Origin of the sequence: Acrocarpospora corrugata (assembly GCF_009687845.1) — a bacterium.
Taxonomy (GTDB): domain Bacteria; phylum Actinomycetota; class Actinomycetes; order Streptosporangiales; family Streptosporangiaceae; genus Acrocarpospora; species Acrocarpospora corrugata.
Genome location: NZ_BLAD01000046.1, coordinates 61,621 through 87,419, shown reverse-complemented (window position 1 = coordinate 87,419; position 25,799 = coordinate 61,621). Strand labels below are relative to the sequence as shown.

Annotated in this window: 28 protein-coding genes and 2 pseudogenes; 8 read left to right on the top strand and 22 right to left on the bottom strand. The window is 70.4% G+C overall.

What is annotated here, in order from left to right; translation table 11 throughout:
• Nucleotides 1–28: 28 nt before the first annotated feature.
• Nucleotides 29–667, bottom strand: a complete 639-nt coding sequence (locus Acor_RS13830; protein ID WP_155337024.1) for a TetR/AcrR family transcriptional regulator — start codon at nucleotides 665–667, stop codon at nucleotides 29–31.
• 95 nt (nucleotides 668–762) lie between these two features.
• Here Acor_RS13830 and Acor_RS13825 point away from each other — a divergent pair, with 95 nt between their 5' ends.
• Nucleotides 763–1,857 (top strand): alpha/beta hydrolase, encoded by a 1,095-nt coding sequence (locus Acor_RS13825; RefSeq protein WP_155337023.1) that lies wholly within the window; start codon nucleotides 763–765, stop codon nucleotides 1,855–1,857.
• A 57-nt stretch (nucleotides 1,858–1,914) separates the two neighbouring features.
• On the opposite strand, the gene Acor_RS13820 is transcribed toward Acor_RS13825, so the two are convergent.
• The 5 genes from Acor_RS13820 to Acor_RS13800 all read right to left on the bottom strand — a co-directional run bounded on the left by Acor_RS13820 (nucleotide 1,915) and on the right by Acor_RS13800 (nucleotide 6,410).
• Entirely contained in the window at nucleotides 1,915–3,357 is a 1,443-nt protein-coding gene (locus Acor_RS13820; RefSeq protein ID WP_155337022.1) for an SGNH/GDSL hydrolase family protein, read from the bottom strand.
• 375 nt (nucleotides 3,358–3,732) lie between these two features.
• Entirely contained in the window at nucleotides 3,733–4,206 is a 474-nt protein-coding gene (locus Acor_RS13815; protein WP_155337021.1) for a hypothetical protein, read from the bottom strand.
• Entirely contained in the window at nucleotides 4,203–4,427 is a 225-nt protein-coding gene (locus Acor_RS13810) for a hypothetical protein (protein WP_155337020.1), read from the bottom strand. The genes Acor_RS13815 and Acor_RS13810 overlap by 4 nt, the downstream gene beginning before the upstream one ends.
• Before the next feature lie 87 nt (nucleotides 4,428–4,514).
• On the bottom strand, nucleotides 4,515–5,450 hold the full coding sequence (locus Acor_RS13805) for a MerR family transcriptional regulator (protein ID WP_155337019.1): 936 nt from the start codon (nucleotides 5,448–5,450) through the stop codon (nucleotides 4,515–4,517).
• 33 nt (nucleotides 5,451–5,483) lie between these two features.
• Nucleotides 5,484–6,410 carry an AraC family transcriptional regulator gene (locus tag Acor_RS13800; protein WP_155337018.1) on the bottom strand — a complete coding sequence of 309 codons (927 nt, stop codon included), beginning with the start codon at nucleotides 6,408–6,410 and terminating at the stop codon, nucleotides 5,484–5,486.
• Between the two features lie 72 nt (nucleotides 6,411–6,482).
• Here Acor_RS13800 and Acor_RS13795 point away from each other — a divergent pair, with 72 nt between their 5' ends.
• A complete protein-coding gene (locus Acor_RS13795; RefSeq protein WP_155337017.1) occupies nucleotides 6,483–7,286 on the top strand; it encodes an NAD(P)H-binding protein in 804 nt (267 codons plus the stop codon).
• A gap of 495 nt (nucleotides 7,287–7,781) precedes the next feature.
• Here Acor_RS13795 and Acor_RS13790 read toward each other — a convergent pair whose 3' ends face one another.
• Both Acor_RS13790 and Acor_RS13785 read right to left on the bottom strand, forming a co-directional pair.
• Complete coding sequence (locus Acor_RS13790) at nucleotides 7,782–8,006, bottom strand: hypothetical protein (RefSeq protein ID WP_155337016.1); 225 nt, start codon at nucleotides 8,004–8,006, stop codon at nucleotides 7,782–7,784.
• 429 nt (nucleotides 8,007–8,435) lie between these two features.
• Complete coding sequence (locus Acor_RS13785; protein ID WP_246238633.1) at nucleotides 8,436–8,774, bottom strand: MarR family winged helix-turn-helix transcriptional regulator; 339 nt, start codon at nucleotides 8,772–8,774, stop codon at nucleotides 8,436–8,438.
• 9 nt (nucleotides 8,775–8,783) lie between these two features.
• Between Acor_RS13785 and Acor_RS13780 the strand changes: the two genes are divergently transcribed.
• Together Acor_RS13780 and Acor_RS13775 are read left to right on the top strand one after the other, a co-directional pair.
• Nucleotides 8,784–9,143 (top strand): nitroreductase family protein, encoded by a 360-nt coding sequence (locus Acor_RS13780; protein ID WP_246238632.1) that lies wholly within the window; start codon nucleotides 8,784–8,786, stop codon nucleotides 9,141–9,143.
• 71 nt (nucleotides 9,144–9,214) lie between these two features.
• Nucleotides 9,215–9,901: a GNAT family N-acetyltransferase gene (locus Acor_RS13775; RefSeq protein WP_170316918.1), complete on the top strand. Its 687-nt coding sequence runs from the start codon at nucleotides 9,215–9,217 to the stop codon at nucleotides 9,899–9,901.
• Between the two features lie 9 nt (nucleotides 9,902–9,910).
• Here the strand turns inward: Acor_RS13775 and Acor_RS13770 are convergent, their stop codons facing one another.
• From Acor_RS13770 to Acor_RS13760, 5 genes and pseudogenes are all read right to left on the bottom strand, one after another.
• Nucleotides 9,911–10,048, bottom strand: coding sequence for a hypothetical protein (locus Acor_RS13770; RefSeq protein ID WP_155337014.1), 138 nt, complete (start codon nucleotides 10,046–10,048; stop codon nucleotides 9,911–9,913).
• A gap of 110 nt (nucleotides 10,049–10,158) precedes the next feature.
• A pseudogene (locus Acor_RS46040) lies at nucleotides 10,159–10,404 on the bottom strand (LLM class flavin-dependent oxidoreductase); the annotation flags it as partial.
• Between the two features lie 331 nt (nucleotides 10,405–10,735).
• Nucleotides 10,736–11,461 (bottom strand): annotated as a pseudogene (locus Acor_RS46035) (LLM class flavin-dependent oxidoreductase); the annotation flags it as partial.
• Nucleotides 11,462–11,608: 147 nt separating this feature from the next.
• The gene (locus tag Acor_RS45405) at nucleotides 11,609–11,734 is read right to left on the bottom strand and encodes a hypothetical protein (protein WP_281353216.1); all 126 of its coding nucleotides are present in this window, start codon (nucleotides 11,732–11,734) and stop codon (nucleotides 11,609–11,611) included.
• Complete coding sequence (locus Acor_RS13760) at nucleotides 11,731–12,105, bottom strand: ABC transporter substrate-binding protein (RefSeq protein WP_246238631.1); 375 nt, start codon at nucleotides 12,103–12,105, stop codon at nucleotides 11,731–11,733. Before Acor_RS13760 ends, Acor_RS45405 begins: the two co-directional genes overlap by 4 nt.
• 123 nt (nucleotides 12,106–12,228) lie before the next feature.
• Here Acor_RS13760 and Acor_RS13755 point away from each other — a divergent pair, with 123 nt between their 5' ends.
• Entirely contained in the window at nucleotides 12,229–12,516 is a 288-nt protein-coding gene (locus Acor_RS13755) for a hypothetical protein (protein ID WP_155337013.1), read from the top strand.
• Here the strand turns inward: Acor_RS13755 and Acor_RS13750 are convergent.
• From Acor_RS13750 to metX, 3 genes are read right to left on the bottom strand one after another with little or no spacing between them, the layout of a single operon-like run.
• Nucleotides 12,488–12,970, bottom strand: coding sequence for a CoA-binding protein (locus Acor_RS13750; RefSeq protein WP_155337012.1), 483 nt, complete (start codon nucleotides 12,968–12,970; stop codon nucleotides 12,488–12,490). The two genes, Acor_RS13755 and Acor_RS13750, sit on opposite strands and share 29 nt — an antisense overlap.
• Nucleotides 12,967–14,289 (bottom strand): O-acetylhomoserine aminocarboxypropyltransferase/cysteine synthase family protein, encoded by a 1,323-nt coding sequence (locus Acor_RS13745; protein WP_155337011.1) that lies wholly within the window; start codon nucleotides 14,287–14,289, stop codon nucleotides 12,967–12,969. Before Acor_RS13745 ends, Acor_RS13750 begins: the two co-directional genes overlap by 4 nt.
• 9 nt (nucleotides 14,290–14,298) lie before the next feature.
• Nucleotides 14,299–15,498: a homoserine O-acetyltransferase MetX gene (gene metX / locus Acor_RS13740; RefSeq protein ID WP_155337010.1), complete on the bottom strand. Its 1,200-nt coding sequence runs from the start codon at nucleotides 15,496–15,498 to the stop codon at nucleotides 14,299–14,301.
• Nucleotides 15,499–15,587: 89 nt separating this feature from the next.
• Here metX and Acor_RS13735 point away from each other — a divergent pair, with 89 nt between their 5' ends.
• The 3 genes from Acor_RS13735 (at nucleotide 15,588) to Acor_RS13725 (ending at nucleotide 19,652) form a co-directional block, all read left to right on the top strand.
• Nucleotides 15,588–16,136: an OsmC family protein gene (locus tag Acor_RS13735; protein ID WP_155337009.1), complete on the top strand. Its 549-nt coding sequence runs from the start codon at nucleotides 15,588–15,590 to the stop codon at nucleotides 16,134–16,136.
• A 9-nt stretch (nucleotides 16,137–16,145) separates the two neighbouring features.
• Nucleotides 16,146–17,387 (top strand): NAD(P)-binding domain-containing protein, encoded by a 1,242-nt coding sequence (locus Acor_RS13730; protein WP_308805649.1) that lies wholly within the window; start codon nucleotides 16,146–16,148, stop codon nucleotides 17,385–17,387.
• Nucleotides 17,388–17,870: 483 nt separating this feature from the next.
• Nucleotides 17,871–19,652 (top strand): AfsR/SARP family transcriptional regulator, encoded by a 1,782-nt coding sequence (locus tag Acor_RS13725; RefSeq protein WP_170316917.1) that lies wholly within the window; start codon nucleotides 17,871–17,873, stop codon nucleotides 19,650–19,652.
• On the opposite strand, the gene Acor_RS13720 is transcribed toward Acor_RS13725, so the two are convergent.
• From Acor_RS13720 to Acor_RS13695, 6 genes are read right to left on the bottom strand one after another with little or no spacing between them, the layout of a single operon-like run.
• The gene (locus tag Acor_RS13720) at nucleotides 19,605–20,456 is read right to left on the bottom strand and encodes a glycosyltransferase family 2 protein (protein WP_170316916.1); all 852 of its coding nucleotides are present in this window, start codon (nucleotides 20,454–20,456) and stop codon (nucleotides 19,605–19,607) included. The genes Acor_RS13725 and Acor_RS13720 overlap by 48 nt on opposite strands.
• On the bottom strand, nucleotides 20,438–21,175 hold the full coding sequence (locus Acor_RS13715) for a polysaccharide deacetylase family protein (RefSeq protein ID WP_170316915.1): 738 nt from the start codon (nucleotides 21,173–21,175) through the stop codon (nucleotides 20,438–20,440). The genes Acor_RS13720 and Acor_RS13715 overlap by 19 nt, the downstream gene beginning before the upstream one ends.
• Nucleotides 21,172–22,581: an Ldh family oxidoreductase gene (locus Acor_RS13710; protein ID WP_155337004.1), complete on the bottom strand. Its 1,410-nt coding sequence runs from the start codon at nucleotides 22,579–22,581 to the stop codon at nucleotides 21,172–21,174. The genes Acor_RS13715 and Acor_RS13710 overlap by 4 nt, the downstream gene beginning before the upstream one ends.
• Complete coding sequence (locus tag Acor_RS13705; protein WP_155337003.1) at nucleotides 22,578–24,116, bottom strand: condensation domain-containing protein; 1,539 nt, start codon at nucleotides 24,114–24,116, stop codon at nucleotides 22,578–22,580. Before Acor_RS13705 ends, Acor_RS13710 begins: the two co-directional genes overlap by 4 nt.
• Nucleotides 24,113–25,372 (bottom strand): MFS transporter, encoded by a 1,260-nt coding sequence (locus Acor_RS13700; RefSeq protein ID WP_155337002.1) that lies wholly within the window; start codon nucleotides 25,370–25,372, stop codon nucleotides 24,113–24,115. The genes Acor_RS13705 and Acor_RS13700 overlap by 4 nt, the downstream gene beginning before the upstream one ends.
• Nucleotides 25,369–25,791: a VOC family protein gene (locus Acor_RS13695; RefSeq protein WP_155337001.1), complete on the bottom strand. Its 423-nt coding sequence runs from the start codon at nucleotides 25,789–25,791 to the stop codon at nucleotides 25,369–25,371. The genes Acor_RS13700 and Acor_RS13695 overlap by 4 nt, the downstream gene beginning before the upstream one ends.
• Between the last annotated feature and the right edge of the window lie 8 nt (nucleotides 25,792–25,799).

Genomic DNA, 25,799 nt, shown 5'->3' with positions numbered 1-25,799 from the left:
CTCACCGCATCGGCCGGCCGTGCGGGTGTCAGGCGCCGGTGCCGGTGTTCTGCCGGGCGACGAGTTCGTGGACGGCGGAGACGATGAGGCCGCGGAAGTCCGCGGCGGTCTTGCCGGGGTAGGTCGATTCGGGGGAGCCGGGGCTGCCGAGCGTGGAGAGTTTGAGGACCAGGGCGAGGAGTTCCTCGGGGGAGCGGTCGGCGCGGACGGTGCCGCGTTCCTGGGCCGCCCGGATGGCGGCGATCTTCTGGTGCGTCGACTCGAAGCTCGCCGGAGACCCCGGAGACCCCGGAGACCCCGGAGACCCCGGAGACCCCGGAGACCCCGGGGACATGGTCTCGGTGGAGAGGCCTTCGAGCTGGGCCCAGCCGATTACGCGCAGGTTATCCGGGTGGCGCTGGTGGTGGTCGAACAGGCGTCCCGCGTAGCCGGGCAGGTCGTCGGCGTCGAAGGGGACCGCGCTGGTCGTCTGCCGGGTGATCTCTTCCCGGGTCGCGGCGTAGAGGCCGTCCTTGTCGCCGTAGTAGGCGTACAGGAGTTGTTTGTTGCATTCGGCGGCTTCCGCGATTCGGTTGACCCTGGCGCCGGCGACCCCGTATCGGGCGAACTCGTGGCGCGCGGCCTCGAGAATGCGCCGCCGGGTGGCTTCTGCGTTGCGAATGCTCACCCGCGCATCATATCCAACCGGTTGGTTGCAAGGCGGGAAGAGCTCGCGTACCGTATATATCCAACCGGTTGGTTATATCTGAGAGCAGGCGAGTCATGTCCGAACCTGATCCCCGTCGCAGCACCACCCGGAAGCGCCGCCGGACGCTGATCGTGATAGCCGTCGCCTTGGCCGTTCTGGTCCCGGCCGGTACCCATCTGGCCCTCGCCTACGGCAACCGCCCCCTCGCCGTGACCGACGGGCAGCGCGCCACGATGAGCGACGAAGCGGTGCGGTTCCTGGCGGAGATGCGGCCCTTGTTCCTCCCCGACGCACTCACCTCGGTGCTGGTCACGAGCGACCGGCTCATTCAGGAACGTCAGAACTTCGCCGCCCAGGAGAAGATCGTCGAGGATGAGCTGATCGCCCGATACGGCCTCACCCTCGACCGGGAGACGATCGGGGGAGTGCCCGTGACAGTCGTCACCCCTCCCGCCATCGCCCCGGACCGGCGGAACCAGATCGCGATCAACATCCACGGCGGCGGATTCTTCCTGGGCACCGCCCGGGACCGAGTCGGACTGCTGATGGCCCACGAACTCGGGGTCCGCGTCTACTCCATCGACTACACCCTCGCGCCGGAGGCGAGATATCCGCGTGCCGTGAACGAGAGCCTCGCCGTCTACCGGGAACTCGTCCGCCGCCACAGCCCCGCGGACATCGTCGGCGTCGCCAGCTCGGCCGGCGGCAACCTGCTCACCGCGACGGTACTGAAGGCCAAAGCCGAAGGGCTGCCGATGATCGCCGCTCTCGCCCTGTTCACCCCGGTGACCGATCTCACCGGCGTCGGCGACAGCGTCGCCGCCAACGACCGCAGGGACGGGCTGGTCGCCAACCTCCGCGTCGAGGTGCCCGCCCGTTTCTACGCGGGCGACGAGCCCCTGAACTCGCCCGGCATCTCTCCGGTGTACGCCGACTACGACGCGGACTTCCCACCGACCGTGCTCACCACCGGTACCCGTGACCTCAACCTCAGCGACATCGTCCGCCTCACCTGGCGGCTCGACGACGCCGGGGTCGAAACCAGGCTGCTGGTCTCCGAAGGCATGTGGCACGGCTTCCACTGGGAACCCGCGCTCCCCGAGGCGATCCAGGCCCGCGCCGACGCCGTCGAGTTCCTGCGCGACCGGCTCGCCGTACCCGCCCGCTGATGTTCGCGGGCGACGGACGCCCGCCCTCCCCGGACGAGGAGGGCGGGCGCTGCGCCGCTAGTTGAAGCCGAAGCCGGGCGGCAGCGGTTCCCGCTCGAACAGCCGGGCCGGTACGGAGTCGGCGATCGCCTTGTACCCCGTCGGGTTGAAGTGCAGGTGGTCCCCGACGTCGTAGGCGGGCAGGAGCTGCCGCGGATTGGCCGGGTCGCGCGTCGCCTTGTCGAAGTCGATGACGGCGTCGAAGCGGCGGCTGGTGCGGATCCACTGGTTGACCGTCTGGCGGGCCGCCTCGCGGTATCCCGTCGGGTCGTCGTAGGGGGTGTTGCCGCCGAAGGCCGTCACCGTCGCGCCGTACACGCGGATGCCCTGCGCGTGCGCCCGGCGGATGATCTGGTCGTACGCCGCGATCACGTCGGCGGCGGCCCGCTGCTGGGCGGCCTGGCCGGCCTCGGCGGTGCCGATGTCGTTGACGCCCTCGAAGACCAGCAGCCACTCCACCCCGCTCTGCGCGAGCACGTCGCGGTCCACCCGGGACAGGGCGTTGGGGCCGAGCCCGTCGTTGAGGATCCGGTTGCCGCCGGCGGCCTGGTTCAGGATCGCGACGTCGTCGGTGGAGCGCCGGGTCCGCAGCCGGTCCAGCAGCTGGTCGGGCCAGCGGTTGTTCATGTTGGTGGTGGAGCCGCGCCCGTCGGTCAGCGAGTCGCCCAGCATGACGGCCGCCGCGGTGTCGTGCCTGGACCACATCTCGATGCCGCTGAGGAAGTACCAGTGGTCGGTGGTGGTGGCCCCGGGCAGGTCGGCGTCCGCGACATGGTCACCGGCGAGGATGTGCGACGTGGTCCTGGATCCGGGGTGGGAGGTGATGTTGTTGGAGGCCTGCCCCTCGGCCAGGTAGATCGTCACCGTCATGATGGTCCCGGCGGCCACGTTGAAGTTCAGCGGATCGGAGACCGCCAGCGACCCGACCGGGATGACGACGGAGGGCTGCCCCTGGAAGGTCACCGGCTTGGCGGTGCCGGCCTGGATCGAGCCGACACCGGCGGAACCGCCGGCCGGGAGTGCGACCGAGACCTTGGTGATGGGGAGCGCCACGCCGCCGAACGCGTTGGAGAAGCGCAACCGGATCTGCTGGCCGCCGATGGTCAGCCGTACCGTCTGGCGCAGTGTGCTGTTGGCCAGGACCAGGTTTTCCTGCGTGAACGGAGCCGGTGGCATGTTGCCCGGCTCGGTGAGCTGCGGCATCGACACCCAGGTGTTGACCCAGTGCCCGTTCATCTTGGGCGAGACGCCCGGGTCGTGCGACGCGGGGCCGATCTCCGCGAGCGCCGGCGACGCCACGACGGCGGCGGCCGTGAGCACGGTCGCGACGACCAGTTTGGTGATCGCCGACGTCCCGGTCTGCGCGAGTACGGCGGAAGGTGGCACCTTCGGCGCGGCACGCCGGCCCCTGCCCAGAACACCGATCAGGGTCGATAAGAGCGCGAAGATGAAGCGTTTCATACCAGGCCTCCCGCCGATACTGCTCAATGAGATACGCCAGATGCGCTCGGGCATCGGAATCGACGGCTCAGCTGATCTTCCCCGCGCCCGCTGAGGCGGAGATCTGTCCCTTCACTCGAACATCGTGCGAAAGAGCCGTCGTGGCGCCGCTGACCACAGGGAGCGCGTGCGACCAGCCGCTGGGGACCCAGTGTTAAAAGTGTTAAGAAACGTGTCAATGATGCTTGTTAACCCATTCCAAAGATCATTCGCACCGCGGTGACTCTGATCAGGGATCATCTGTAAGACCCTCACGGAAACTTTCGGAAACCAACTGAAAACTATCGCCCCGGGGTGCGAAGCCGGATCCGATTGAAGCCACGCTGCGTGATCGATCTAGGCGTCAGTGAGTTTCTGGCGCGCGCGACGCCGGGTACGGCTTTTCGCCGCCTTGGTGTCCTCGGCGGGGTTCTTGGTCGGCTCATTCAGCAGCTTGCCCACGGCCTGGTGCGAGATGCCCAGAAGGAATCCGATGTCGCGCTGCACATAGCCGCGCCTGTTGAGGTCGGCCACTGTGCTGTGGGTCCTGCTGGCCGCCTTCGCGCGTGCCAGTTCGGCTTGCTGGCGGGCCTCCAACGCCTCTCGCAGTTCAGTGACGACGTCCTCGTCGGACAGCGTTACCTCGAAGGTGGCAGTGAGGTCTGCCTCCTCCACATCCAGCATGAGGGTCACCAGGTCGCGGGCCATTTCCTCGGCTTGCTCCAGGCGCTTGACCTGGGTGTGATGCGGGCGCTTAAGAGCAGGACCGGAGATGACCAGCCCCCACCAGTCCTCATCCCTGCTCGCGACAATGCGATAGGTGTCGCTCACTTACCCTCCCCCTGCTCCTCGGCGATCTCGACCAGGATCTGCTCCCAGTCACGGAGAATGCCCTTGGCCGTGTTCTCGCGGACCTCGTTATGCCGGGGAATCGGTATCGCTTCCGAGCCAGCGATCCATTTCTCGTGGTTCCCGCCCTGCTTCACGGTCACCTCTACGCCGTACTCCTTGGCGAGACCTCTCATCCGCCGCTCAAGGTCGCGCTTCTTCATTACGAGCGTAGGCTACCGAGATTGCCAAAATCAAGGCAACTCAGGTTGCGTGGCTGATGGAGAACGGTCACGCAGAGGCGGGGCTCGCTACCCCGGTATCCGGGCGGGCAAGGCTTGGATGAACCAGTCCAGTGATGGGGTGAGGCTTTCTGGGGGCGGCCAGTCGTTGATTACGGCGAGGAGTTGGAGGTAGCGCTCGCGGCGGGGGTCGTTCACGGTTTGCAGGCGGGTCAGTAGTCGGTGCCTGAGGTTGGCGTCGTCGGGGTGGTCGGAGGCGTGTGAGTACTGAGTGGCGACCGCCGTGACGACTGGATCGGCCTGGGGGGAGGTCGGGTCGATGCCGGCGGTCAGGGCGGGGGCGACCTGGTCGCGGACCATCGCGGCGGGGTCGCGGCGCGGGCCCGGGGGGCCCTCGGCGTGTTCGGTCGCGTGGTGTTCGGCGATGCGGCGCATGCTGGCGCGGAAATCCGGGTTCTGGGTCAGTTCGGCCAGTTCGACCCAGGCCTCGACCTGTTCGGGCTCGGGGTTGTCGGGGAGTTCGGGGGTCATTGAGCGGCGGATGCCCGCGAATCCGGCGGTGGCGTACAGGCCGTCGAAGGTGGTGTCGAGGAAGTCGTCGATCAGGTGTCGGCGTTCGTTCTCGGAGAGCTTGGCGAGTTTGTGCATGAGATCCATCTCCTCGGGGGTGGCTCCGCGCCTGGCCACCGCCGTCAGGACCGCGCGCCGCAGGCGGAGTGTGCGGATCTGTACCGCCAGTGCTTCGGCGTGCGCCGCGGCGACTTCGGGAAGCGAGATCTCCCGGTTCACGACCTTGCGGATCGTGGGGAGGTCCAGTCCCAGGTCGCGCAGGGTGCGTACGAGGTCCAGGCGGGCGACGGCGTCGATGTCGTAGCGGCGGTAGCCGGTCGGGCCGCGGTCGGTGGGCGGGACGATTCCGCGGTCGGAGTAGAACCGGATGGCCGTGACCGTCAGTCCGGTCCGCCGGGCCAGGTCACCGATCGAGTAGAGCGTGCCGCCGTCCATGCCTCCACCTTCGCGTCTCGTCCTAGTGGAGACTCAAGCCCCCGCGAGGACCCGGTGCTCCTGCGGGCTGACCCCGCGTACCCGTTTGAAGGCGGTGCTCAGCGCGAACGCGCTGCCGTAGCCGACCTTCGCGGCTACCGCGCCGACCGTGGATTCGGTGTCTCTGAGCAGGTCGGCGGCGAGGGTCAGGCGCCATTCCGCCAGGTACGCCATGGGGGTCTGGCCGACCAGTGGGGTGAACAAGCGGGCCAGGGCCGCGCGTGAGAGGCCGACCTCGGCGGCCAGGGAGGCCACCGTCCACGGGCGGGCCGGTTCTGCGTGCAGGAGCCGGAGTGCGCGGCCCACGGTGGGGTGGCTCATGGCCTGGAACCACGTGGGGGCGTCTGAGCGGGCGAACCAGGCGCGCAGGGTCGTGATGAGCAGGAGGTCCAGGAGGCGGTCGAGGACCGCTTCCTGGCCGGGATCGTCCTTGGCGATCTCCCGTTCCAGGAGGCGGACGAGGGCGGTGTCGCCGTCCTGGGCGATCAGCATCGGCGGGAGGGCGCGCAGCAGCCGGCCGCTGATCTCGGAGCGGGGCTCGTAGCTGCCGATCAGCATCATGAAGGGGCCGTCGGCGGCGTTTCCCCAGCTGCGTACGCCCAGGCCCATCGCCAGAGAGAGATCGACGCCGTCGGGGGTCTCGCAGCGGTTGCCGGGATGCACCACGATCTGGGGTTCGGTGCCTGGGTCGTCGGCGAAGGTGTACGCATCGGGGCCCCGGGTGATGACGACATCACCCGCGCTGAGCCGTACCGGGCGGGAAGCCGCGCGCATCACCCATGCGTCGCCGCGCACGATCGCGACCAGTGCCAGCGGGGCCTCGTCCTGCACCCGAACCGCCCACGGCGGGCGCATCACCGCGCGCAGCAGGAAGGCGTCCCGAGCTCGTGGGCCATCGAGGAGACCATGAAGCGCATCCATGGAGACGATTGAACATGAGGTTGAGAGTTTTGGCCATTCTCGATCTCATATCGCGAGCACTTCAATGAAGGCATGAGAAATTACACAGTGATCGGCGGCAACGGCAAGACCGGCCGCAGAGTGATCCAGCGGCTCACCGCGCTCGGCGTTCCGGTGCGGGGCGTCTCCAGGAGCAGCGCCGTGCCCTTCGACTGGGCCACCCCCTCGACCTGGGCGCCGGCCGTGCGCGGCAGCGACGCCCTTTACATCACCTATCACCCCGACCTGGCCTTTCCGGACGCGCCCGAGGCCATCCGCGGAGTCGCCGACGCCGCCGTCGGCGAAGGAGTGCGCCGGCTCGTGCTGCTCTCCGGGCGGGGCGAGGAAGAAGCGGTCGTCGCCGAGCAGGGCGTGATCGAATCCGGGGCCGCGTGGACCGTCGTCCGGGGCAGCTGGTTCGACCAGAACTTCAGCGAGGGCGCGCTGGCCGGGCCCGTCCAGGCCGGCGTGATCGCGCTTCCGGCCGGTGACCAGGTCGAACCGTTCCTGGACGTGGAGGATCTCGCCGACGTGGTCGTCAAGGTCCTCACCGAGGACGGTCACGACGGCCGGGCCTACGACCTGACCGGCCCTCGGCTGCTGAGCCTCGCCGACGTGGCCGCCGAGATCTCCCGCGCCGCCGGTCGTGAGATCCGCTACATCCCGGTCAGCACCGAGGAGTACACCTCGTCGCTGGTCGGCTATGGCGTGCCCAAGGAAGAGGCCGCCCTGCTCGCCGCCCTCTTCACCAAGATCCTCGACGGCCGCAACGCCCACACCACGACCACCGTCCAGGACCTCCTGGGCCGCGCGCCCCGCGACTTCACCGTGTTCGCCCGCGAGGCCTTCTCCGGCTGACTCGATCAGAGAAAGGGTCTCGGGCTTCTCCGAGGCCCTTTCGGCGTGCGCCCAGGCCGCACCCGTCTCGCCCAGGGCGTGCAGAGGGAGGTGTGCCGAAAGGCGGTGTCGGTCATCCTCAGGGGCGTGAAGGCGGGGCGTGAAGGCGCGCTCAGTGAGGGAAGTCCCGCGTGCATGAGAAATCACGCTTTGGCGCGCGCTCGAAAAGCGGGGTCGAATCGAGCAGCTGTCGGGACTCGTCCTTGAGCTGCTGGATTCGGCGAACATCAGTTGCGTCGGAGAAGTAGTGCTTCGCCGAGATATCGGAGCTGCTTCCCGAGCGGCTCCGGGCAGAGGCCGAGAACACCGCGCCTGGCTGTGGAGGCAGGGGTGCGAGATCGTTCAGGTCGCACTCGTTTGGGTGGCCGGGGCCAATGCCCCCACCTTCCACGCCAGCCCGGACGAGCTACTGGCGTGGATGCGCGCGCCCTGTGTGTTCCCCGCGGTGCCGCGGTCTCAGAGTTTGTACAGCTTGTGGAATGGCGTCGTGATTCGCTCCTGGTGCGCTCCGAAATCGACGACTACCGCGATCTCGTCCTCCACGCTGATGACGATGCCAAGGCCATACCGATCATGGGTCACTTGGTCGTCCACGCTGAACCGTTCGGCAGGCGGGGCGGGAGGCGGAGGCTTGAAGGGACTGGTGGGCAGGTGACGGGGTTCGCCGCTGGCTGTCTTCATCCCCTCCAGTATGTGCCGCCTGCGAGAACGCTCGCTACGGTGGATCGACAAGCTCACCCAAAATAACCAGTCAACCTACTGCGGCCCAGCTGCCTTCGGGCCAGCCTTCTGATCATGGAATTCGGACGTCTGCCCAGGTCACCGAGGGTGGTATGCCAGTAAATCGGGCTATTTCCCCGTCAATCGTCGGTCTCGCGCGGGTGACCCGCTCGGGGGAGATCAAATGCCGCGCACACGGCCCACCTCCGCCAGATGAGAGGTAGTCTCCACCGGTTGGGGTCCTGTGCCCCCTGGATCGGCCAAGCACACGCTGATCCAGCCGCTGTTCAAGGGCCTGCTGATGCACCACTCGACGTACCCGAGCGGCCCGATGACGGATCCGCAGGCCGGATATACCGGGATTTGGCAGTGCTGATCCAGAACACCCGGTCAGATGCCCAGGAGTTTGCTGAGGAGTGCGGCGAGCTGACGGCGCTCATCGGGGGTGAGCGTGTGGAAGGTGCCGTCGAGGAATAACGGGATCGACGCCTCCGCCTCGATGAGCCGCTGCCGGCCGGTGTCGGTGATGGTGACGGCGTAGGAACGCCTGTCCCGAGGGTTGCGTTCCCGGCGTACATGACCGGCCTGTTGCAGGTCGTCGCAGAGGCCGACCATGACACTGCGGTCGATGCGCAGTTCCTCGCTGAGCGTCTGCTGGGAGCAGGGGCCGACGGCGTCGAGCATCTTCAGCACCAGATGCCGCCCCACCCCGAGGCCGTGTTCGCCCACGCCGGCTCCATGGAACGCATCTCCGACGGCCTGCGGCACCTCTACGAGAACGTTCACCGAGTCCCCGCGTTCGTCATCCCCGCGGTGGAGGGCCGTACGGACGAGGCGCCGGTGCTGGATCAGTCCATGACCTGGGGGTCGATCCTGCCCGCGGTGTGGGGCTTCATGCTCGCCGCCCGCGCCCGGGGGCTGGGCGCCGTCTGGACGACGGCGCAGGCTCCGCTGGAGCGTGAACTGGCCGGGGTGCTGGGCGTGCCCTATGAGGAGGTCATGCTCGCCGCGTTCATCCCGTTGGCCTTCACCATCGGTACCGACTTCAAGCCCGCCAGGAGGATCGCCCGGGAGGAGGTCCTGCACTGGGATCGCTAGTAAACCTATTAAACAAGTAGGTATTACCGTAAATTGCGGGAATGGGGCGAGGTCGTGATAGAGGTATCCGGGTGAGCGAGGTTCTGGACAATCCTGTGTGGGCTTCCCTGCTGGGCGCCCACGCGCACCTGGCGGAGCGGCACGGGGGCGCGTTGCGGTATCCGCTGGACGTCTCCCCGTTCCTGGCCCTGCCGAGCGAGCCGTCCCCGTCCGACTGGGACGACGTGGCCGCGCTGGCGGGGCCGGGCGAGACGGTGGCGGTGGCCGGTCTGGCGGTGCCGCCGCCCCCGGGCTGGGAGGTGGTGATGACCCTGGCCGGCGCGCAGATGACCGGCGTGGACGTCCAGGGCGCGCCGGACGCGGAGGCCGTCCCCCTGGGGCCGGCGGACGTGCCGGAGATGATCGACCTGGTCGAGCGGACCCAGCCGGGGCCGTTCCTGCCGCGCACCATCGAGCTCGGCGCCTACCTGGGGATCAGGCGGGACGGCGCGCTGGTGGCGATGGCGGGGGAGCGGCTGCGACCCCCCGGGTGGACCGAGATCAGCGCGGTCTGCACCGACCCGGCGTTCCGGGGGCACGGGCTGGCGAGCCGTCTGGTCCTGGCCGTGGCGGCGGGCATCCGGGAGCGCGGCGACACGCCGTTCCTGCACACGGTGGTCGAGAACGTCAACGCCATCCGGCTGTACGAGTCCCTCGGCTTCCAGCTGCGCCTGACCACCACCTTCCAGGCGCTCCGGGTGCCGGTCCTGGTCGCCTGAGACCAGCCGTCACCCGGCCTCCTCCGCCCAGGCGGCCGCCGGCAGATCCTGCGACCGCACCCGGTCGGCGTGGTCATGGGTGATCGTGGTGACCAGCGACTCGTCCGCCCCGGTCGCCTCCCGCAGCACCCGCAGCCGCTCCACCACAGCCTGCGGCGAGCCGACGAACTGGGTGTCCAGCCGGTCGGCGACCAGGGTGCGGTCCTCCTCGGTCTACTCGAAGGCCGCCGCCTCCGCCGGCGACGGAAGGCCATCGCCCCGGCGCGGGTGCGAATGCTCCGCACCCACAGCCCGTACGGCTCCGCCACCCGCCGCGCCTCGGCGTCGGTCTCGGCAACCACCACGTCGGCGGAGACCATCACATGCGGCGCGGCCAGGATCTCGGACGGCTTGAACGCCTCCCGGTAGGCTTCCACCGCCTCCAGCAGACTGGCCGGGCTGACGTGGTAGGTGGCCGCGAACGGCAGCCCCCGCTCCGCGGCCACCTGCGCGCTCTGCCCGCCGCTGCACCCACAGCTCCAGCTCGGCCCCCTCCCCGGGCTGCGCGTGCGCCTCGAACCCCTCCTCCGACCGGTACGTCCCGGCGATCAGCGCCCGGATGTCGTCCACCTGTTCGGCGAAGTCCGGCGACTCGGCGCCCGGCTGCTGGAGCATCGTCGCCCACAGCCGGATGATCGGCGACTTCGCGATCGAGGCGAACGAGAACGGCGGCGGAATGAGCAGCCCGTTCACGATCCGCGACTCGGCCGGCGGCGGCGCCGGAGGTTCGGACCGCGGCTCTTTGACCCGCTGCCCGGACCGCCCGAGCCCGAGATCGATCCGGCCGGGGTGCAGGGCCTCCAGGATGCCGAACTGCTCGACGACGCCCAGCGCGGTCTGGTGGCCCAGCTGCACGGCCCCGGAGCCGACCCGGATGCGCCGCGCGTCGTCCTCGCCGTGCGGCGTGATGTACAACACGTCGGCGGAACCCGCCGCGAACTCGTACGGCACCACGTCATGCCCGAGCGAGGTCACCAGCGGCTGCCCCTGCGGCGACCTCGGCGTGATGGACGGCCCCTTGACCTTGAAGAACTCGCCCTCGAAGTCGATGTAGTGCAGCCGGTCCCTGTCGACGAACCGCCCGGTCGCGGCATCGCGGATCTCGGCGTCGTCCTCCCAGCTGTCCCACAGCCGCCGGACCGCCTCCACCGCGTCACCCGCCTCCCGGAACAGGTTCCCGATCTGGGCCAGGATCCCCGGGTCGGCCAGATCCAGCGGCGGGAAGGACCGCCGCCCGAAGTGCCCGGCCTCGTCGGGACGTCCCGAGACGCGGGGCCGCCAGCCGGCCCGGCCGCGGCTGGCGTGGTCGAGCGAGGCGATGCCGATCGCCGCGTGGAACGGCTCGGTGTGGGTGACACTGATGGTGGGGATCAGCCCGATCCTGGAGGTCAGCGGCGCCACGGCGGCGGCCAGCAGGACCGCGTCCAGCCGGCCGCGCACCTGGTCAAGACGGTCGTCGGGGCCGTCGAACCTGGAGGACCGCAGGCCGAGCGAGTCCTCGAAGGTGACCCAGTCGAGCAGGCCGCGCTCGGCTTCCAGGACCAGTCCGGCCCAGTACGCGGCCGTGAACAGGTGGTGGGGGCGGGCGTCTTCGGCCCGCCAGGCGGCCGGGTGCCAGCCGGCCCCGTCCAGGGGCCACCGCCAGATGCAGGGGTGCCGGGTTCGCTGTCATGACGGCTCCTTGGTGAGGCCCAGGTGGTCGCGGAGGGTGGGGCCGGTGTAGTCGGCGCGGAAGACGCCCTTCTCCTGGAGCAGCGACGGCGGTCCGGCCCCGGAAGGCCTTGACCAGGTCATGTGCCTCGATCACCGCCTCGCCCGGAGGCGAATGCCGTAAGTGCGCCCTCGCGGAGCTTGAAGGTGTAGGTCTTCCCGTCCGGCGAGATCTCCCAGGAGGTGGCGAGCCACGGGTGCATGCCGCCCTTGTCGTCGAGGGCGACCAGGGAGTCGAGGGCCGGGCGGGTGAACAGGGCGGTCACGTCCTGGGGGCTGGCGTACGGGTCCAGGTTGAGCGGCTCGGTGTTGACGCCGAAGACCAGCGTTCCGCCGCTGACGAGTGCGCCCGTACCGGCCTGCTGGGCGGGGGCGGCGGGGGAGCCGCACGCGGCGGCCAGAGCTAACAGGGCGGTCAGGGCGGCGATACGGCGGTAGGGGAACAAGGAGATCACCTCTCCATAAGCACATTGCCTACTTATACTGTAGGAAAAGAAGGTTTTATCATCAATCCTGACCTTCGATGTATTGGCGACCTGATATACATGAAATAGGCCGACTCGCCCAGGAGGTGGACCATGCCCACCAGTCCAGCCGCTCACCTGCACGAACAACGTCCGGCCGGCCCGGACGCCCTCGCCGCGGCCCGCGCGCTGGCCGGCGATCTGGCTGCGGACCCCTGCCCGGCCGCCGACTACGGCATCGGCCGTCTCCAGGGCAGCGGCCTACTCGCCCTCACGATCGGCGACCCCGGGGCCAGCCCCCGCGTCCTGACCAGAATCGTCACGATCATCGCCACCGCCGACCCCGCGCTCGCCCACGTCTACCGCGCGCACGTCACTGGAGCCCGGCGCGGACGGACGTGATGCGCTGGGTGTTGAAGCCCAGCCAGTGCATCCGGCCCACGTAGCGGGCGTGCTCGATCTTGAGGCAGCGGTCCATGACCACCGTCACGCCGCCGTCCGCCGCGATCCGCGCGCCCTCCTCGTTGATCACGCCGAACTGGCACCAGAGGGCGCCGGCGTTGATCGCCACCGCCTCCCGCGCGATCCCCGGCAGCGCGTCCGGCGCGCGGAAGACGTTCACCACGTCCACCGGCACGGGCACGTCCTGCAGGCTCGGGTAGCACGTCTCGCCGAGGATCTCCCGCTCGCGGGGATTCACCGGGATCACGCGGTAGCCGTGCCGCTTGAGGTAGTAGCCGACGAAGTAGCTGGCGCGCAGCTCGTTGTTGGACAGGCCCACGATCGCGATGGTCTTCGTGGCGTGGAGCACCCGCTGGATCGTCATCGGGTCCTGGTACCGCTCGAGATCGGTCATGCTCCCGCCGCCTTCGCCGCTGCCGCGAAACCCTGTTCCAGGTCCCAGATCAGATCCTCGACGTTCTCGATGCCGACCGACAGCCGTACCGTGCCCGGCGCGATGCCGGCGGCCCGGAGCTCGCCGTCGCCCAGCTGGCGGTGCGTCGTGCTGGCGGGGTGGATGATCAGGCTCTTCGCGTCGCCGACGTTCGCCAGGTGGGACCAGAGCGTCACGCCGCGGATCAGGTCCTGCCCGCCGTCCCGGCCCCCGGCGCAGTCGAACGAGAACACCGCGCCGGCGCCACGCGGCAGGTACTTCTCCACCAGCGGCCGGTACCTGCTCGACGGCAGGCCGGAGTAGGTGACGTTCGCCGCCAGTTCGTGCGACTCCAGGAACTCCGCGACCGCCCGCGCGTTCGCCACGTGGCGATCCATCCGCAGCGACAGCGTCTCCAGTCCCTGCAGGAACAGGAACGCGTTGAGCGGCGCGAGCGCCGCGCCGAGGTCGCGCAGGGTCTCGGCACGCAGCTTCATCAGGTAGCCGTAGCTGCCGAACGTCTCGTGGAACTGCAGGCCGTGGTAGGCGGGCGACGGATCCGCGATCACCGGGAACCGCCCGTTGGACCAGTTGAACGTGCCCGCCTCGACGACGACGCCGCCGATGCTGGTGCCGTGGCCGCCGATGAACTTGGTCGCCGAGTGGATCACGATGTCGGCGCCCCATTCGATCGGGCGGCACAGGTACGGCGTCGCGAAGGTGTTGTCCACGATCAGCGGCAGCCCGTGCTCGTGCGCGATGGCCGCCACGGTCTCGATGTCCAGCACGTTCCCGGCGGGGTTGCCGATCGTCTCGCCGAAGAAGGCCTTGGTGTTCGCGCGGACCGCCTGCCGCCAGGCGTCGGGGTCGTCGGGGTCGACCCAGGTCAGCTCGACGCTCATCTTGCCCAGCAGGTGCTTGAGCTGGTTCACCGTCCCGCCGTACAGCGCCGAGGACGAGACGAGGTGGTCGCCCGGCTGCAGCAGCGTGAACAGGGCCGCCGCCTGCGCGGCGATCCCGCTGGCGAACGCCACCGCGCCGCAGCCGCCCTCCAGGTTCGCCACCCGCTCCTCGAACACCGCGACGGTCGGGTTCATGATGCGCGAGTAGGTGTTCCCGTACTCCTGCAGATTGAAGTACGCCGCCGCGGATTCGGGGTCCTCGAACACGTAACTGGTCGTCTGGAAGATCGGCACCGCGCGTGCGCCCGTGTTCGGGTCGGGCCGCTGCCCGGCGTGCAGCTGCCGTGTCTCGAATCCGAATGCGCGGGCTTCCTCGGCGCGGGGGAACTGGTCGGTCACCCGTCGACCCTACCTTTCGGCCAGGAAGTGGCGGATAAGGGGCGTCTGGCGCGCTTCCTCCAGCAGGAAACAGTCATGTCCGTACGGCGCCTCGATCACCTGGAACTCGACCGGCTTGCCGAGCGCGCGGAGCGCCTCCTCGATCTCCTCCGACGCCGACGGCGGATACAGCCAGTCGGAGCTGAACGCGATCAGCAGCGTCCGCGCCGAGACCGGTTCGAGCGCCCGCGCGAGTGATCCGCCGCCGTGCTGCCGCGCGAGATCGAAATAGGTCAGCGCGCGTGAGGTGAACAGATAGGTGTTGGCGTCGAAGCGTTTGACGAACGAGTCGGCCTGGTGGCGCAGGTAGCTCTCGACCTCGAACTCCGGTTCGGCGATCGTGTAGCGGATATCGTCGGCGAACTGGAGCCGCCGGCCGAACTTGCCGTCCAGCGCCGGCGCGGACAGGTACGTGACGTGCCCGACCATCCGCGCCACGCCCATGCCGGCGTCGGGGGCACGGCCGGTGCCGTAGTAGTGGCCGCCCTGCCAGGCGGGGTCGCCCATGATGGCGTTTCGCGCGATCGCGTTCCAGGCGACGCCCTGCGGGTGCAGCGCGTGCGTGCTGGCGATCACCACGATGGCGTCGACCTGATCGGGGAACAGGATCGCCCACTGCAACGCCTGCATCCCGCCGAGCGAGCCCCCGGCCACCGCCGCGAGCCGCTCGATGCCCAGGACGTCCAGGAACGCCCGCTCGGTGCGCACCATGTCCGCGACCGTGATGACGGGAAAGCCGGATCCGTACGGCTTACCGGTCGCCGGGTCGATCGACGAAGGTCCCGTCGTCCCGCTGCAGCCGCCGAGCAGGTTCGTGGCGACGACGAAGAAACGGTCGGTGTCGAACGCCTTGCCGGGGCCGATCATCCCGTCCCACCAGCCGAGACCGCTACCGGCCGAGCCGTCGCGGTCCGCGGCCCCGAATCCGTCGCGGGTGCTCGCCTGGGGCGGCGTCTTCGAGAAACCGGCCGCGTGGGCATCGCCGCTGAGCGCGTGGCATACCAGAATGACGTTGTCCCGCTCAGGGGAGAGGGTGCCGTATGTCTCGTACGCGACGCGGATCGGGTGCAGTTCCTGTCCGCAGTCCAGCTGGACCGGTTTCGGCAAGTCCAGATATTGCGTTTCGACATAGCCGACCGAGCCGGCGGGGGACGTCGAAGCCGACACCATGGGCGGAATCATACCTAGCCATAATCCTCGTGGCCAAGGTATTGTCAAGCATTCCGATGGGAAATAGGGGAAAACGAGAGGGGTATCACATGACCACGATCGACAACGGAGTCAACGTACAGGCGCTGCTCGACGCGCGCGAGGTGCTGAAGGGCGCGCCAGAGGCCGCCCAGTTCACCTGGCGGGCCTCCTCCAAGTGGGAGAACGGCGTGCACAGCACCACGAAGATCCAGAACTTCTTCGGCCTCGGCCAGGAGCAGAGCCACAAGAGCGAAACGGTCTTCACCGCCGACCACCCCGAGGTCTTCGCGGCCGAGGACAACGGCATCACGCCGATCGAATACCTCCTCGTCGGCCTGGCCAGCTGCCTGACGGCGGGCGTGGCGTCCGTCGCCCAGAATCGCGGCATCCAGTTAAGGTCGGTCGAGTCGACGGTCGAAGGCAACCACGACATCCGTGGCATCCTCGGCGCAGACAGCGACGTGCGCAACGGCTTCAACGACATCAAGGTGACGTTCACCATCGACGCGGACGCCTCCCAGGAGGACATCGAAGCGCTGGTGGCCCAGTCCCAGAAGCGCTCCGCGGTGTTCGACGCCCTCACCAACCCGACGAACGTCACCGTCGAAGTCGCCTGAGGAGGCCGGATCATCGAACGCACCACCGCGGTCGTCGTCGGCGCGGGGCACGCGGGCCTTGCCGCGAGCCACTTCCTCCGCGACCGGTCGATCGACCATGTCGTGCTGGAGCGCGGCGAGGTGGCGAACTCCTGGCGGCGCGAACGCTGGGACTCCCTGCGGCTGCTCACGCCCAACTGGCAGAGCCGCCTGCCGGGCCATCACTACGAAGGCCCTGACCCCGACGGCTACATGACGATGGGCGAAGTGGTCGAGTTCATCGAGCGCTTCGCCGCCGTCGCGCGCGCCCCCGTCCGGACCGGCACGAACGTCACCTCGGTCCGGCGCGCCGACGACGGATACCGCGTCACGACGAGCGGCGGCGAGATTCACTGCCGGGCGGTGGTCATCGCCAGCGGCGCCTGCAACCAGCCGACGGTGCCGCGGTTCGCGGACGCGGTGCCGGCCTCCGTCACGCAGCTGACGCCGTTCGGCTACCGGAGCCCCAGCGAGCTTCCCGACGGCGGCGTACTCGTCGTGGGAGCGTCGGCGACCGGCGTGCAGCTGGCGGCCGAGCTGAGGCGGTCGGGGCGGCCGGTGATCCTCTCGGTCGGGGAGCACGTGCGGCTGCCGCGCCTGTACCGCGGCCGCGACGTGCTGTGGTGGATGGACGCGTCGGGCATATGGGATCAGCGCCACGACGAGGTCGACGACCTGACCCGTGCCCGGCGGCTGCCCTCGCCACAGCTGGTCGGCACCCCCGAGCGCGGGACACTCGACCTCAACGCGCTCACCGCGATGGGCGTCGAACTGGTGGGCCGCTGGGCGGCCGTCCGTGACGGCAAGGCGCTGTTCTCCGGCGGGCTCCGCAACGTGTTCTCGCTCGCCGACCTCAAGATGCGGCGCCTCCTGGACACCTTCGACGACTGGGCCAAGGAGCACGGCCGCGACGCCGAGGTAGATCCTCCCGAGCGCTTCGCGCCGACACACGTGCCCGAGTCGGCACGATGGCAGCTCGACCTGGCGAGCGGCGAGATCCGCACGATCGTGTGGGCGACGGGCTACCGGCCCGACTACGGATGGCTCGACGTGCCCGTGGTCGACGAGAAGGGCCGGCTACGCCACGAGGGCGGCGTGGTCGACAGCCCCGGCCTGTACGCCCTCGGGCTGCCGGTGCTGCGACGCCGCAAATCCACGTTCATCCACGGCATCGAGGACGACGCGGGTGAGGTGATCGACCACCTCACCCGGCACCTGGCCGGGAACCGCTGATCCCGGCATGTCGGGCCCGCGAGGGCGTGGCTACTCGGTGATGACGGCGTCCCTCGGGCCCCCGTAGACGGGGTTCTTGTCGTAGCGCTTGTCGGTGACGAGCAGGCGGATGACGCACTCGGCGTTCTCCTCCGCCTCCCAGACGATCCAGTCGTCGCCGACCGGTTCTTCCTGCGTGCGCTCCTCGCCGAAGCCTCCAGGGTTGCTCTCCTCATCAACTCACTTACTGGGACAACCCTGCCTATGTGCGTGGATGGCCCAGCATTTCAAGCAATCGCGCGATCTCTTCCCGCCACGCCGTCACCCGCGCAAGTGAGATCAAAGGCATCCACAACTGGAGGCGGACAGTCTGATGCGGTGAACACCAGATCAGGGGGCAGCGTGGCACTCGCATCAGTGGGGGGCACCGCGAAGAGCCTCCGCAACGCTCCTTCTCGGGCGGAGATCCGACCGGCGGGACAGAGCCAAGGCTCTCCGCAGCCGGTGACCGTCAGGCTGCTCGGGCCGCTCGACGCGCTCTTCGGCGTTACCGCGAACTGTGTCTCGGGGCTGCGCAGGAAGACCGCGCTGGCCACGCTCGCGCTGCGGATGGGGAAAGTGGTGAGCTGTGATCAGCTGATCGACATCGTCTGGGGCGGACAATCGCCGGCCACGGCAGTGAACACCTTGCAGAGCCACATCTCCTATCTGCGCCGGCTCTTCGGGGCGCGGGAGTCGATCGTCACGCACCCGGCCGGATACTGCCTGGTCCAGGGCGACGTCACCACCGATGTGCGGATCGCCGAGCAGCTCATCGACGAGGCGAGGCGCTCCGCCGACCCGAGAAGGCGCGTCGCCCTGCTCAAGGACACCCTCGCGCTGTGGCGCGGCCAACCGCTCGACGAGCTCAGCGCCCACCCCTGGCTGGACGAGCAGGCCGAGCGGCTCGAACGGATCCGCCTGAGCGCGGTCAACCTGTTCACGCAGGCCCGGCTCGACCTGGGCGACCACACGGCGCTGATTCCCGAACTGGAGGACCTCACCCGCCAGCACTCCTTCGACGAGGACCTGCACCGGCAGCTCATGCTCGCGCTGTATCGGGCCGGACGGCAGGCGGACGCGTTATCCGTTTTCCACCAGATTCGCGGCAGGCTGAGGGAGGAGCTGGGCGTCGCTCCGGGGCGGCCGTTGCAGGCGCTGGAGGAGGCGATCCTGCACCACGACGCCTCCCTCGACCCGCCCCCGCCGATGCCCGCGCGCGGGGCGCGCCTGACAGGACCGGCCGGTGCTGTCATCCCGGCGCAGTTGCCGCCCAGAGGAGGCCGGATCATCGGCCGCCTGGCCGAGCTCGGCCAGCTCGACCGGGCGCTGACCCGGGCACCCGGCACCACGGCCATCCTGACGCTGGCGGGGGCTCCGGGCGTGGGGAAGAGCGCGCTGGCCGTGCACTGGGCGCAGCGGGTGGCCGCGCGGTTCCCCGACGGGCAGCTCTACGTCGACCTGCGGGGGTTCGATCCGAGCAGGCCGGCGATGGACGTGGCCGACGCGTTGCACGGTTTCCTCAACGCTCTCGCCGCTCCGCCGAACGCCGTTCCCGCTGGGCTGGAGGCCCAGGTGGGGCTGTACCGGAGTCTGCTCGCGAGCAAGCGGATCCTCGTGGTGCTGGACAACGCCAGGGACGCCGCGCATGTTCGCCCGCTTCTGCCAGGTTCGCCAGGGTGTGTGGCCGTGGTGACCAGCAGGACGCAGCTGACGCCGCTGGTCATCACCGAGGGAGCCGATCAGCTGCTCCTCGGCCCGTTGCCGCCCGAGGAGGCGTACGTCCTGCTGGCGAGCAGGCTCGGCGAGGAGCGGGTGCGCGCGGAACGCGACGCGGCCGAGGAGATCATCGAGCAGTGCGGGGGACTGCCACTGGCGCTGGCCATCGCCGCCGCCAGGACGGGGGCGCGGCCGCTCGCCAGGCTGGCCGCCGACCTGCGCGCGCCCCTGGACGTGCTCACCGGCGGTGATCCCGCCACCGACCTGCGGGCCGTGTTCTCCTCCTCGTACCGGTCACTCAGTTCGGACGCGGCTACGCTGTTCCGCCGGCTCGGGTCGCTTCTGGATCCCGGCGTCACCCCGCAGGCCGCCGCCGAGCTGACCGGCCTGCCCGTGCACCGCGTCCGGCTGCTGCTCGACGAGCTCGCGGGCGCGCACCTGCTCACGCGTCACTCCCGCGACAGGTATCTGCTGACCGGGCTACTCCGGGTGTACGCGGCTGAGCTCTGCGTCCAGCACTCCGGGTGAGCGCGCGAACCTGCCCAGGACGTGCACCGCGCCGAGGAACCGGTTGACCTCGCGGATCGGCAGCGTGGTCCCGATCCCGCCGTCGCGCACTGTTCGCATCCCGTCGGCCACGGTCATCGGCGCGGCGTGCTGCCGTCCCGATGACCACGCGTCCGACAGCGCCCGTCCCCAGCCTTTGCCGTTGCGGTGGGCGATGACCAGTTCCGGCCGGAACCGTACCGGGCTGCCGCGTTCGGCCAGGGTGCGGGCCAGGCTGTTGTCGCCGCCCGTGCCCTCCTGCGAGAAGCCGCCGACCTCGTGGAAGACCTCGGTCAGGACCGAGCTGTTGCCACCGGCGAAGAACGTGACCGGGGCGTCGCGCTCCAGCCGGGCGTAACGGTCGTCGTATCGAGCCTGGCGGGCGTGGGAGAGCAGGCTGCCGTCGAAGCAGAGCACCCGCCCGGTGATCGCCGGATGGTCGTCGTCCACCGTCGCGGCCCGGATGAGCCAGTCGCCGCGCGGTGCGGCGTCGTCGTCCAGGAAGGCCAGCACGTCACCGGTGGCCAGTTCGACCCCGAGCCGGCGGCTGGCGCCCGCCCCCGACTGGCCGGGGTTGCGCAGGATCTCGACGGGCAGGGGCGAGGACCTGGCCGCGGCGGTGGACTGCCGGGTGGCTGAGGCGTCGTCCACGACGATGACCTGATGCAGCTTCGCCCGGCCGGCGGAGCCGTCCAGACGACGGGCGCACTCGGCCAGAGCGTCCAGACATCGCCGCAGGTCAGAAGCCCTGTCGCGGGTGGGGATGACTACTGAGATCCGAACCACTGCTCTCTCCAACCAATAGCGAGACGCGCCCACCGCTCGCCCTCATCGGCCGGCAGATAGGTACGGCGGATGTGCAGTGGGCGGTGCGCCCAGGACGTCGGCGGGGATTTGACGGTTCCGAAGGCCAGCACCCCGGCGAGGACCGCGGGCCGCTCGGGGATGAGGCCGTAGGGGTAGGCGAACGTCCGCGCGGGTTCACCGGTCCGCGCCCGAATGCGGTCCAGCGAGGTCGCGATCTCCTCGGCGGCTTCGCGGTGTCCCAGCTCCGGCAGCTTGGGATGGCCGACGGTGTGGGCGGACAGCACATGGCCGAGCGCGGCGAACCGGTCCGCCTCCGCCCACGTCAGGAAGCTTCGGCGCGGCGGCAGCGCGGCCCGCTCGGCGTCGCTCAGCCGGTCGGCGGCGTCGAGCTCCCCCGTGACGCAGAAGAGCAGGACCTTGACGCCGAACTCGGCGAGCAGCGGCGCGGCGATCTCCAGGTTGTCCCGGTAGCCGTCGTCGAAGGTGAGCAGCACGCCCGGATGGTCCGGCGGGCGGAATCCTGGCCCGATGCCGGCCGGGTCGAGGGCGGGGCCGACCTCGCTGAGCACCGTCTCCAGCGCCCGCCGGAAGCCGTCGGGGGTGAGCGCGGTGTAGTGGTCGACGAGGGCGTTGACGTGGTGGAAGTACAGCACCAGCGGCCACCCGGGAGCGGAGCCGAGCGTGGGGTCGGCGTTCACGGGAGCGCCCACCCGAGTTCGGCCAGCACGGACGCCGGCACCTCGACTCCGCGGGCGTCGGCGTCCGCCGCGTGGTCCTCCTCCGGCTGGTCGGGGAACCAGGGCCGGGCGGGCACGCCCGGATGACCGTCCAGTACGGCTCCGCGAAGCCGGTCCACGAATCCATCCAGACCCAGGCCGCCCGAACCGGGGGCCGCGAAGTGCCCAGTGGAGAAGCCGACGAACAGCTGGGAGCAGCCCATCACCCGCTCCGGCTGCTTACGCTGCTTGCCGACGTCCGGGCTGACCCGGTGGCCGGCGAGCGCGCCGGCCAGGATCTCGGCCAGCAGGGTGACGCACAGGCCCTTGTACCCGCCGAACAGGGGAATGGCCCCGTCCCGGTCGAGATCGCCCGGATCGGTGCTGGGCGCGCCGGACGCGTCCTGGAGCCAGCCAGGCGGCACCGGCACCCCCCGGTTCGCGGCGTCCCTGATCTTGCCGGCGGCGACGACTCCGGTGGCCAGGTCCACGCAGAACGGCTCCGCGCCCGCCGCTGAGGGCGTGACCAGGCAGATCGCGTTACTGCCCAGGGTCGGTACGGCGGCGCCGGGAGCGGCGATCGAGGGCCCCGAGGTGTTGAGCAGGAACCCCACCACCTGATGCCGCTGGAAGGCGTGCCGGTAGGCGGCGAGCATGCCGACGTGGTTGTTGTCGTGGACCGCGACGGCCGCCAGCCCGTGCTCGGCGGCCCTGGCCGCGCACCAGTCGGCCGCCAGCCGGGCGGCGGGCTGGCCGAGCCCGCCGCCCGCGTCGACGGACGCGAGGGCGGGAGTGATCTCGGTGAGGCGCGGCAGGCTCCCGGCGCGGATCCCGCCGTCCCGGATCCGCCGCAGGTAGGTGGGCAGCAACGCGACGCCATGGGATCGGTGACCCCGCCGTTCCGCGTCCACCAGCACGCCGCCCGCGGCTTCCGCGGCCTCCTCCCCGACCCCCGCGGCCAGCAGCGCGGCCACCGTACGGCGGTGCAGTTCGGCCAGCGGGACGCGGCCGGCCGGGGACTCGACGAACTGCCCGCCGTCCAGCCGCAGGGACCGGAACCGGCCCGGCGGCCCTTCCCCGTCCTGCCCGGCCAGGACGATCACGCTGCTCGCCTCGCCGGCCACCGTCACGCTGCCGGGCCGGTCCCCGGCGTCCAGCACCGTGGTGCCCCTGCCGACGCTGACCGTCCCGTACGTGGGCGGCATCCTGCCCTCCAGCAGGGCGGTCAGGCCGCGGCGGGCTTCGCCGTCCAGGCCGGAGAGCAGGACCGACTCACCCTCGCGAACCTGGAGGTCGGCCCCGCGCAGCAGCACCCGCTCCCCGCCCGGCGGCCCGAGGGACAGCACGACGTCCCGCAGCTCCAGCGCGAACGGCCGGCGGGAGCTCACGCCTCCACCCCGCCGGATACGGTGAGCAGCGCCAGCGTGGCCCTGACCAGGTGCTCGACCGTCTGCCTGGTGAAGTGGTCCCGGCTGAACTTGACGGCGAAGGAGAACCCCTCGCCCACCTGATCGGCCTCCAGCATCAGCACGTACGGCTCCGTCTGCCGGGGCGAACGGCGTCCGCCCGCCGAGACCTTCGACGGCGGCAGCCAGTCCGCCTCCCTGGCGTTGATCTCGCTCATCCGGCTGCGGAAGTTGAGCCGGATGCCGCTGCCCGGCAGGTTCGCGAGGGCGTCGTGACCGGCGAAGCGCAGCGCGTCGAAGCCGAAGCGGTTCTTCGGCACCCGCCCGGACTCGGCCACGGCGCGCGGCAGCCAGTCACCCGGGCCGCCCGTGACGACCACCGGGTAGGTGGCCTGGAAGTACCCGATGCCGGAGGTGAGGTCCGGCCCCCCGGGCAGTGGGTCCCGCCCGTGGTGGTAGGTGTCCACGGTCACGGCGGGCAGGCCGAACCGTTCCGCGATCGCGTTGCCGGCGGCGGCCAGCACCAGTGACTCGAACGTGAGGTCGTGCCGGGTGGCCAGCCGCTGGACCGCGGCCGTCTCCCGGGCCCCCAGTTCGGCTCCCACGGTGTCCATGCTGGGAAGCAGCCCTGGGCCGGTCATCTCGACCGGCACCGGGCGGACCTCCGCCCAGTTCTGATCCGCCCATGCTTCTGCGTCCTGCTTGGCCTCCGCCGAGGTCAGCCACGCGGACACTGCCCGGGCGTGACCGCGCGGCGTGCCGGGGTCGGCCACCGGCTCGGCGCCGACGAGCAGGGCCTCCAGGTCGTCGGCGAGGAGTTCGACGGAGAAGCCGTCGAGCGTCAGATGGTGCAGGGCGAGCTGGAGCAGCCGCTGGGCGGGCAGCCAGCGGGCGGCCAGCACGCGTCCCTCGGCCAGCCGGTGCGCCCGCCAGCCGTCCAGCAGCACGCCGGTCACCTGGTCGTCGGGCACGTCCACCCGCTGGAACAGGCCGTCCGGCGGGCCGGGGAGCACCTCGGCGCGTGGCCCGCCTTCGCCGTCGAGCAGGTAGCGGGTGCGCAGGGCTTCGTGCCTGCGCACCAGGGCCAGCACCGCGGCCTCCACGGCGGCGCTGTGCACCGTCTGGCCGCGCGGTGTCCGCTCGGGCACTTCGAAGATCCAGCCGAGCGAGAAGTGGTCGGGATCGGTGAATCCCTTGGCGGTCCAGCGGCGCTGCGCGGCCAGCAGCGGCACCGCGCCGGGCCCCGCTTCCCCCGCCGGGACTGCGGGTTCCTCCCGGTTGGCTTCGAGCCGGGCCAGAATGCCGCCGTACGTGCGCCCGCGCAGGATGTCGGCCGGGGTCGCGGTGACGCGGGCCTGCCGCAGCCGGCTCAGCATCCGGACGGCCAGCAGGGAGTCGCCGCCCTCGGCGAAGAAGTCCGCGTCGGGTCCGGAGGGGGCCGCGCCCAGGGCGGCCTGCCATGCCTCGCCGAGCAGGTCGGCGGTGGCGGCGGGATGGGTGGGATCGAGTGTGGTCATGCCGTGCTGTTCGCTTCCTTCGGTTCGGCGGGCTCCTGCGCGCCCCGGGCCAGCCAGGCGCTCGCCAGGCAGCCCGCGCCCAGCACTGCGGCCAGGACGAACCAGGCGAGATCTGGCGCCTGGGTGATCAGGAGGATGACGAGCACCGGGCCGATCGCCTGGTGCGCGGAGAAGCTGATGGAGAACAGGGAGAGGTAGCGCCCGCGCAGGTGTTCCGGGGCGAGGTTGACGGAGACCGTCCACTCGCCGACCGCGCCGTACAGTTCGGCCGCGGTGTGGGCCAGTACGGCGACCACCAGGAGGACCACCACGAGCGCCAGCGTGTTCCCGGTCAGGGCCGCCGCCCAGTAGCCGGCGGCGGCCAGCGCGAAGGCCGCCGCCGCCCGCACGTACACCGGGGGCGTCTGGCCGGCCCGGGAGACGCCCTTGGTCAGCCGGACCTGGAGCAGCACGACCAGCGCCGTGTTCATCGCGAACAGCACTCCCACCAGGCCGGGCGGGGCGGAGGTGTGCTGGCTGACCCAGAGCGGCACGCCCACGTTGAGCGCCGTGACGTGCGTCATGACCAGGGTGTTGAGCACGGCCAGCGCGACGTACCTGCGGTCGGCGAGCACCTCGCGGAACCCGGCGGGCGCGCCGGTGTCCTTCGCCGGGGGAGCCGGTTTGCGCGCGACGTGGATGCCGGTGACCAGCGCGGCGGCGACGAGGAAGGACACCGCGTCGCCGGCCAGGACCGCGTAGTAGCCGGCGTCGGTGTTCAGGGTGAGCAGCGCCGCGCTGGTCAGCCCGCCGAGGCCGAACCCGATATTGCGCACCGACCGCTGGAAGGCCATCATCGGCACCCGCTGCTCGGCGGTGACCATGCTTGCCACCAGCGCCTGCTTGGCGGGGCGCGCGCTGTGCTCGGCGATCTCGGCGATGACCGCGACCACCAGGAAGGAGACCCAGTCCACGATCGCGAGATAGCCGAAGTAGCCGGTCGCCGCGGCCAGGAAGCAGGCGATGACCACGGGTTTGGGGCCGAACCTGTCGATGAGCGCGCCCGCGGCGGGCGCGCACACGGTTCCCGCCAGGGCCGCGACCCCGAGGCCGACGCCCACCAGGGTGGCGGGCAGCTGGACGACCACGGTCAGGTAGATGACGGTGACCGGGATCCGCATGCCCGTGCCGACCGCGTCGATCACCGCCACCCACACCCAGCGGCGCGCGCCGGGGACGTCGGGCAGTCCTATCCAGTTGCGGGCGAAGGTTCTCACGGGTTCTCGTCGGGGGAGAGGAACTCCAGCCGGTTCTCGTGGCAGTCGATTGCGTACAGCCGCCGGTGACCGGGGAAGTTGTTGTCCCAGGTGACCTCGACCCCCTGGGAGGCCAGCCGCTCGGCGAGGGCGTCGAGGTCGGCCACGAGGATGCCGGGGTGCGCCTTGCGGGCCGGCCGGAAGTCCTCCTCGACGCCCAGATGGATCTCCAGGTGGTCGGCGCGTACCCACAGACCGCCCCGGGCGGCGAGCACGGGAGGCTTCTGGATCTCGGTCATGCCGAGCACGTCCACGTAGAAGCGGCGGCACAGCTCCTCCTCGCCCGGGGGCAGGGCGAGCTGCACGTGATGAAGGCCGAGCCCGAAGGTGGAGGCGGCCTCCGTGGTCTGGTACGGCAGGGCCTGGCGGCGCTCGTTCATTTCAGGAA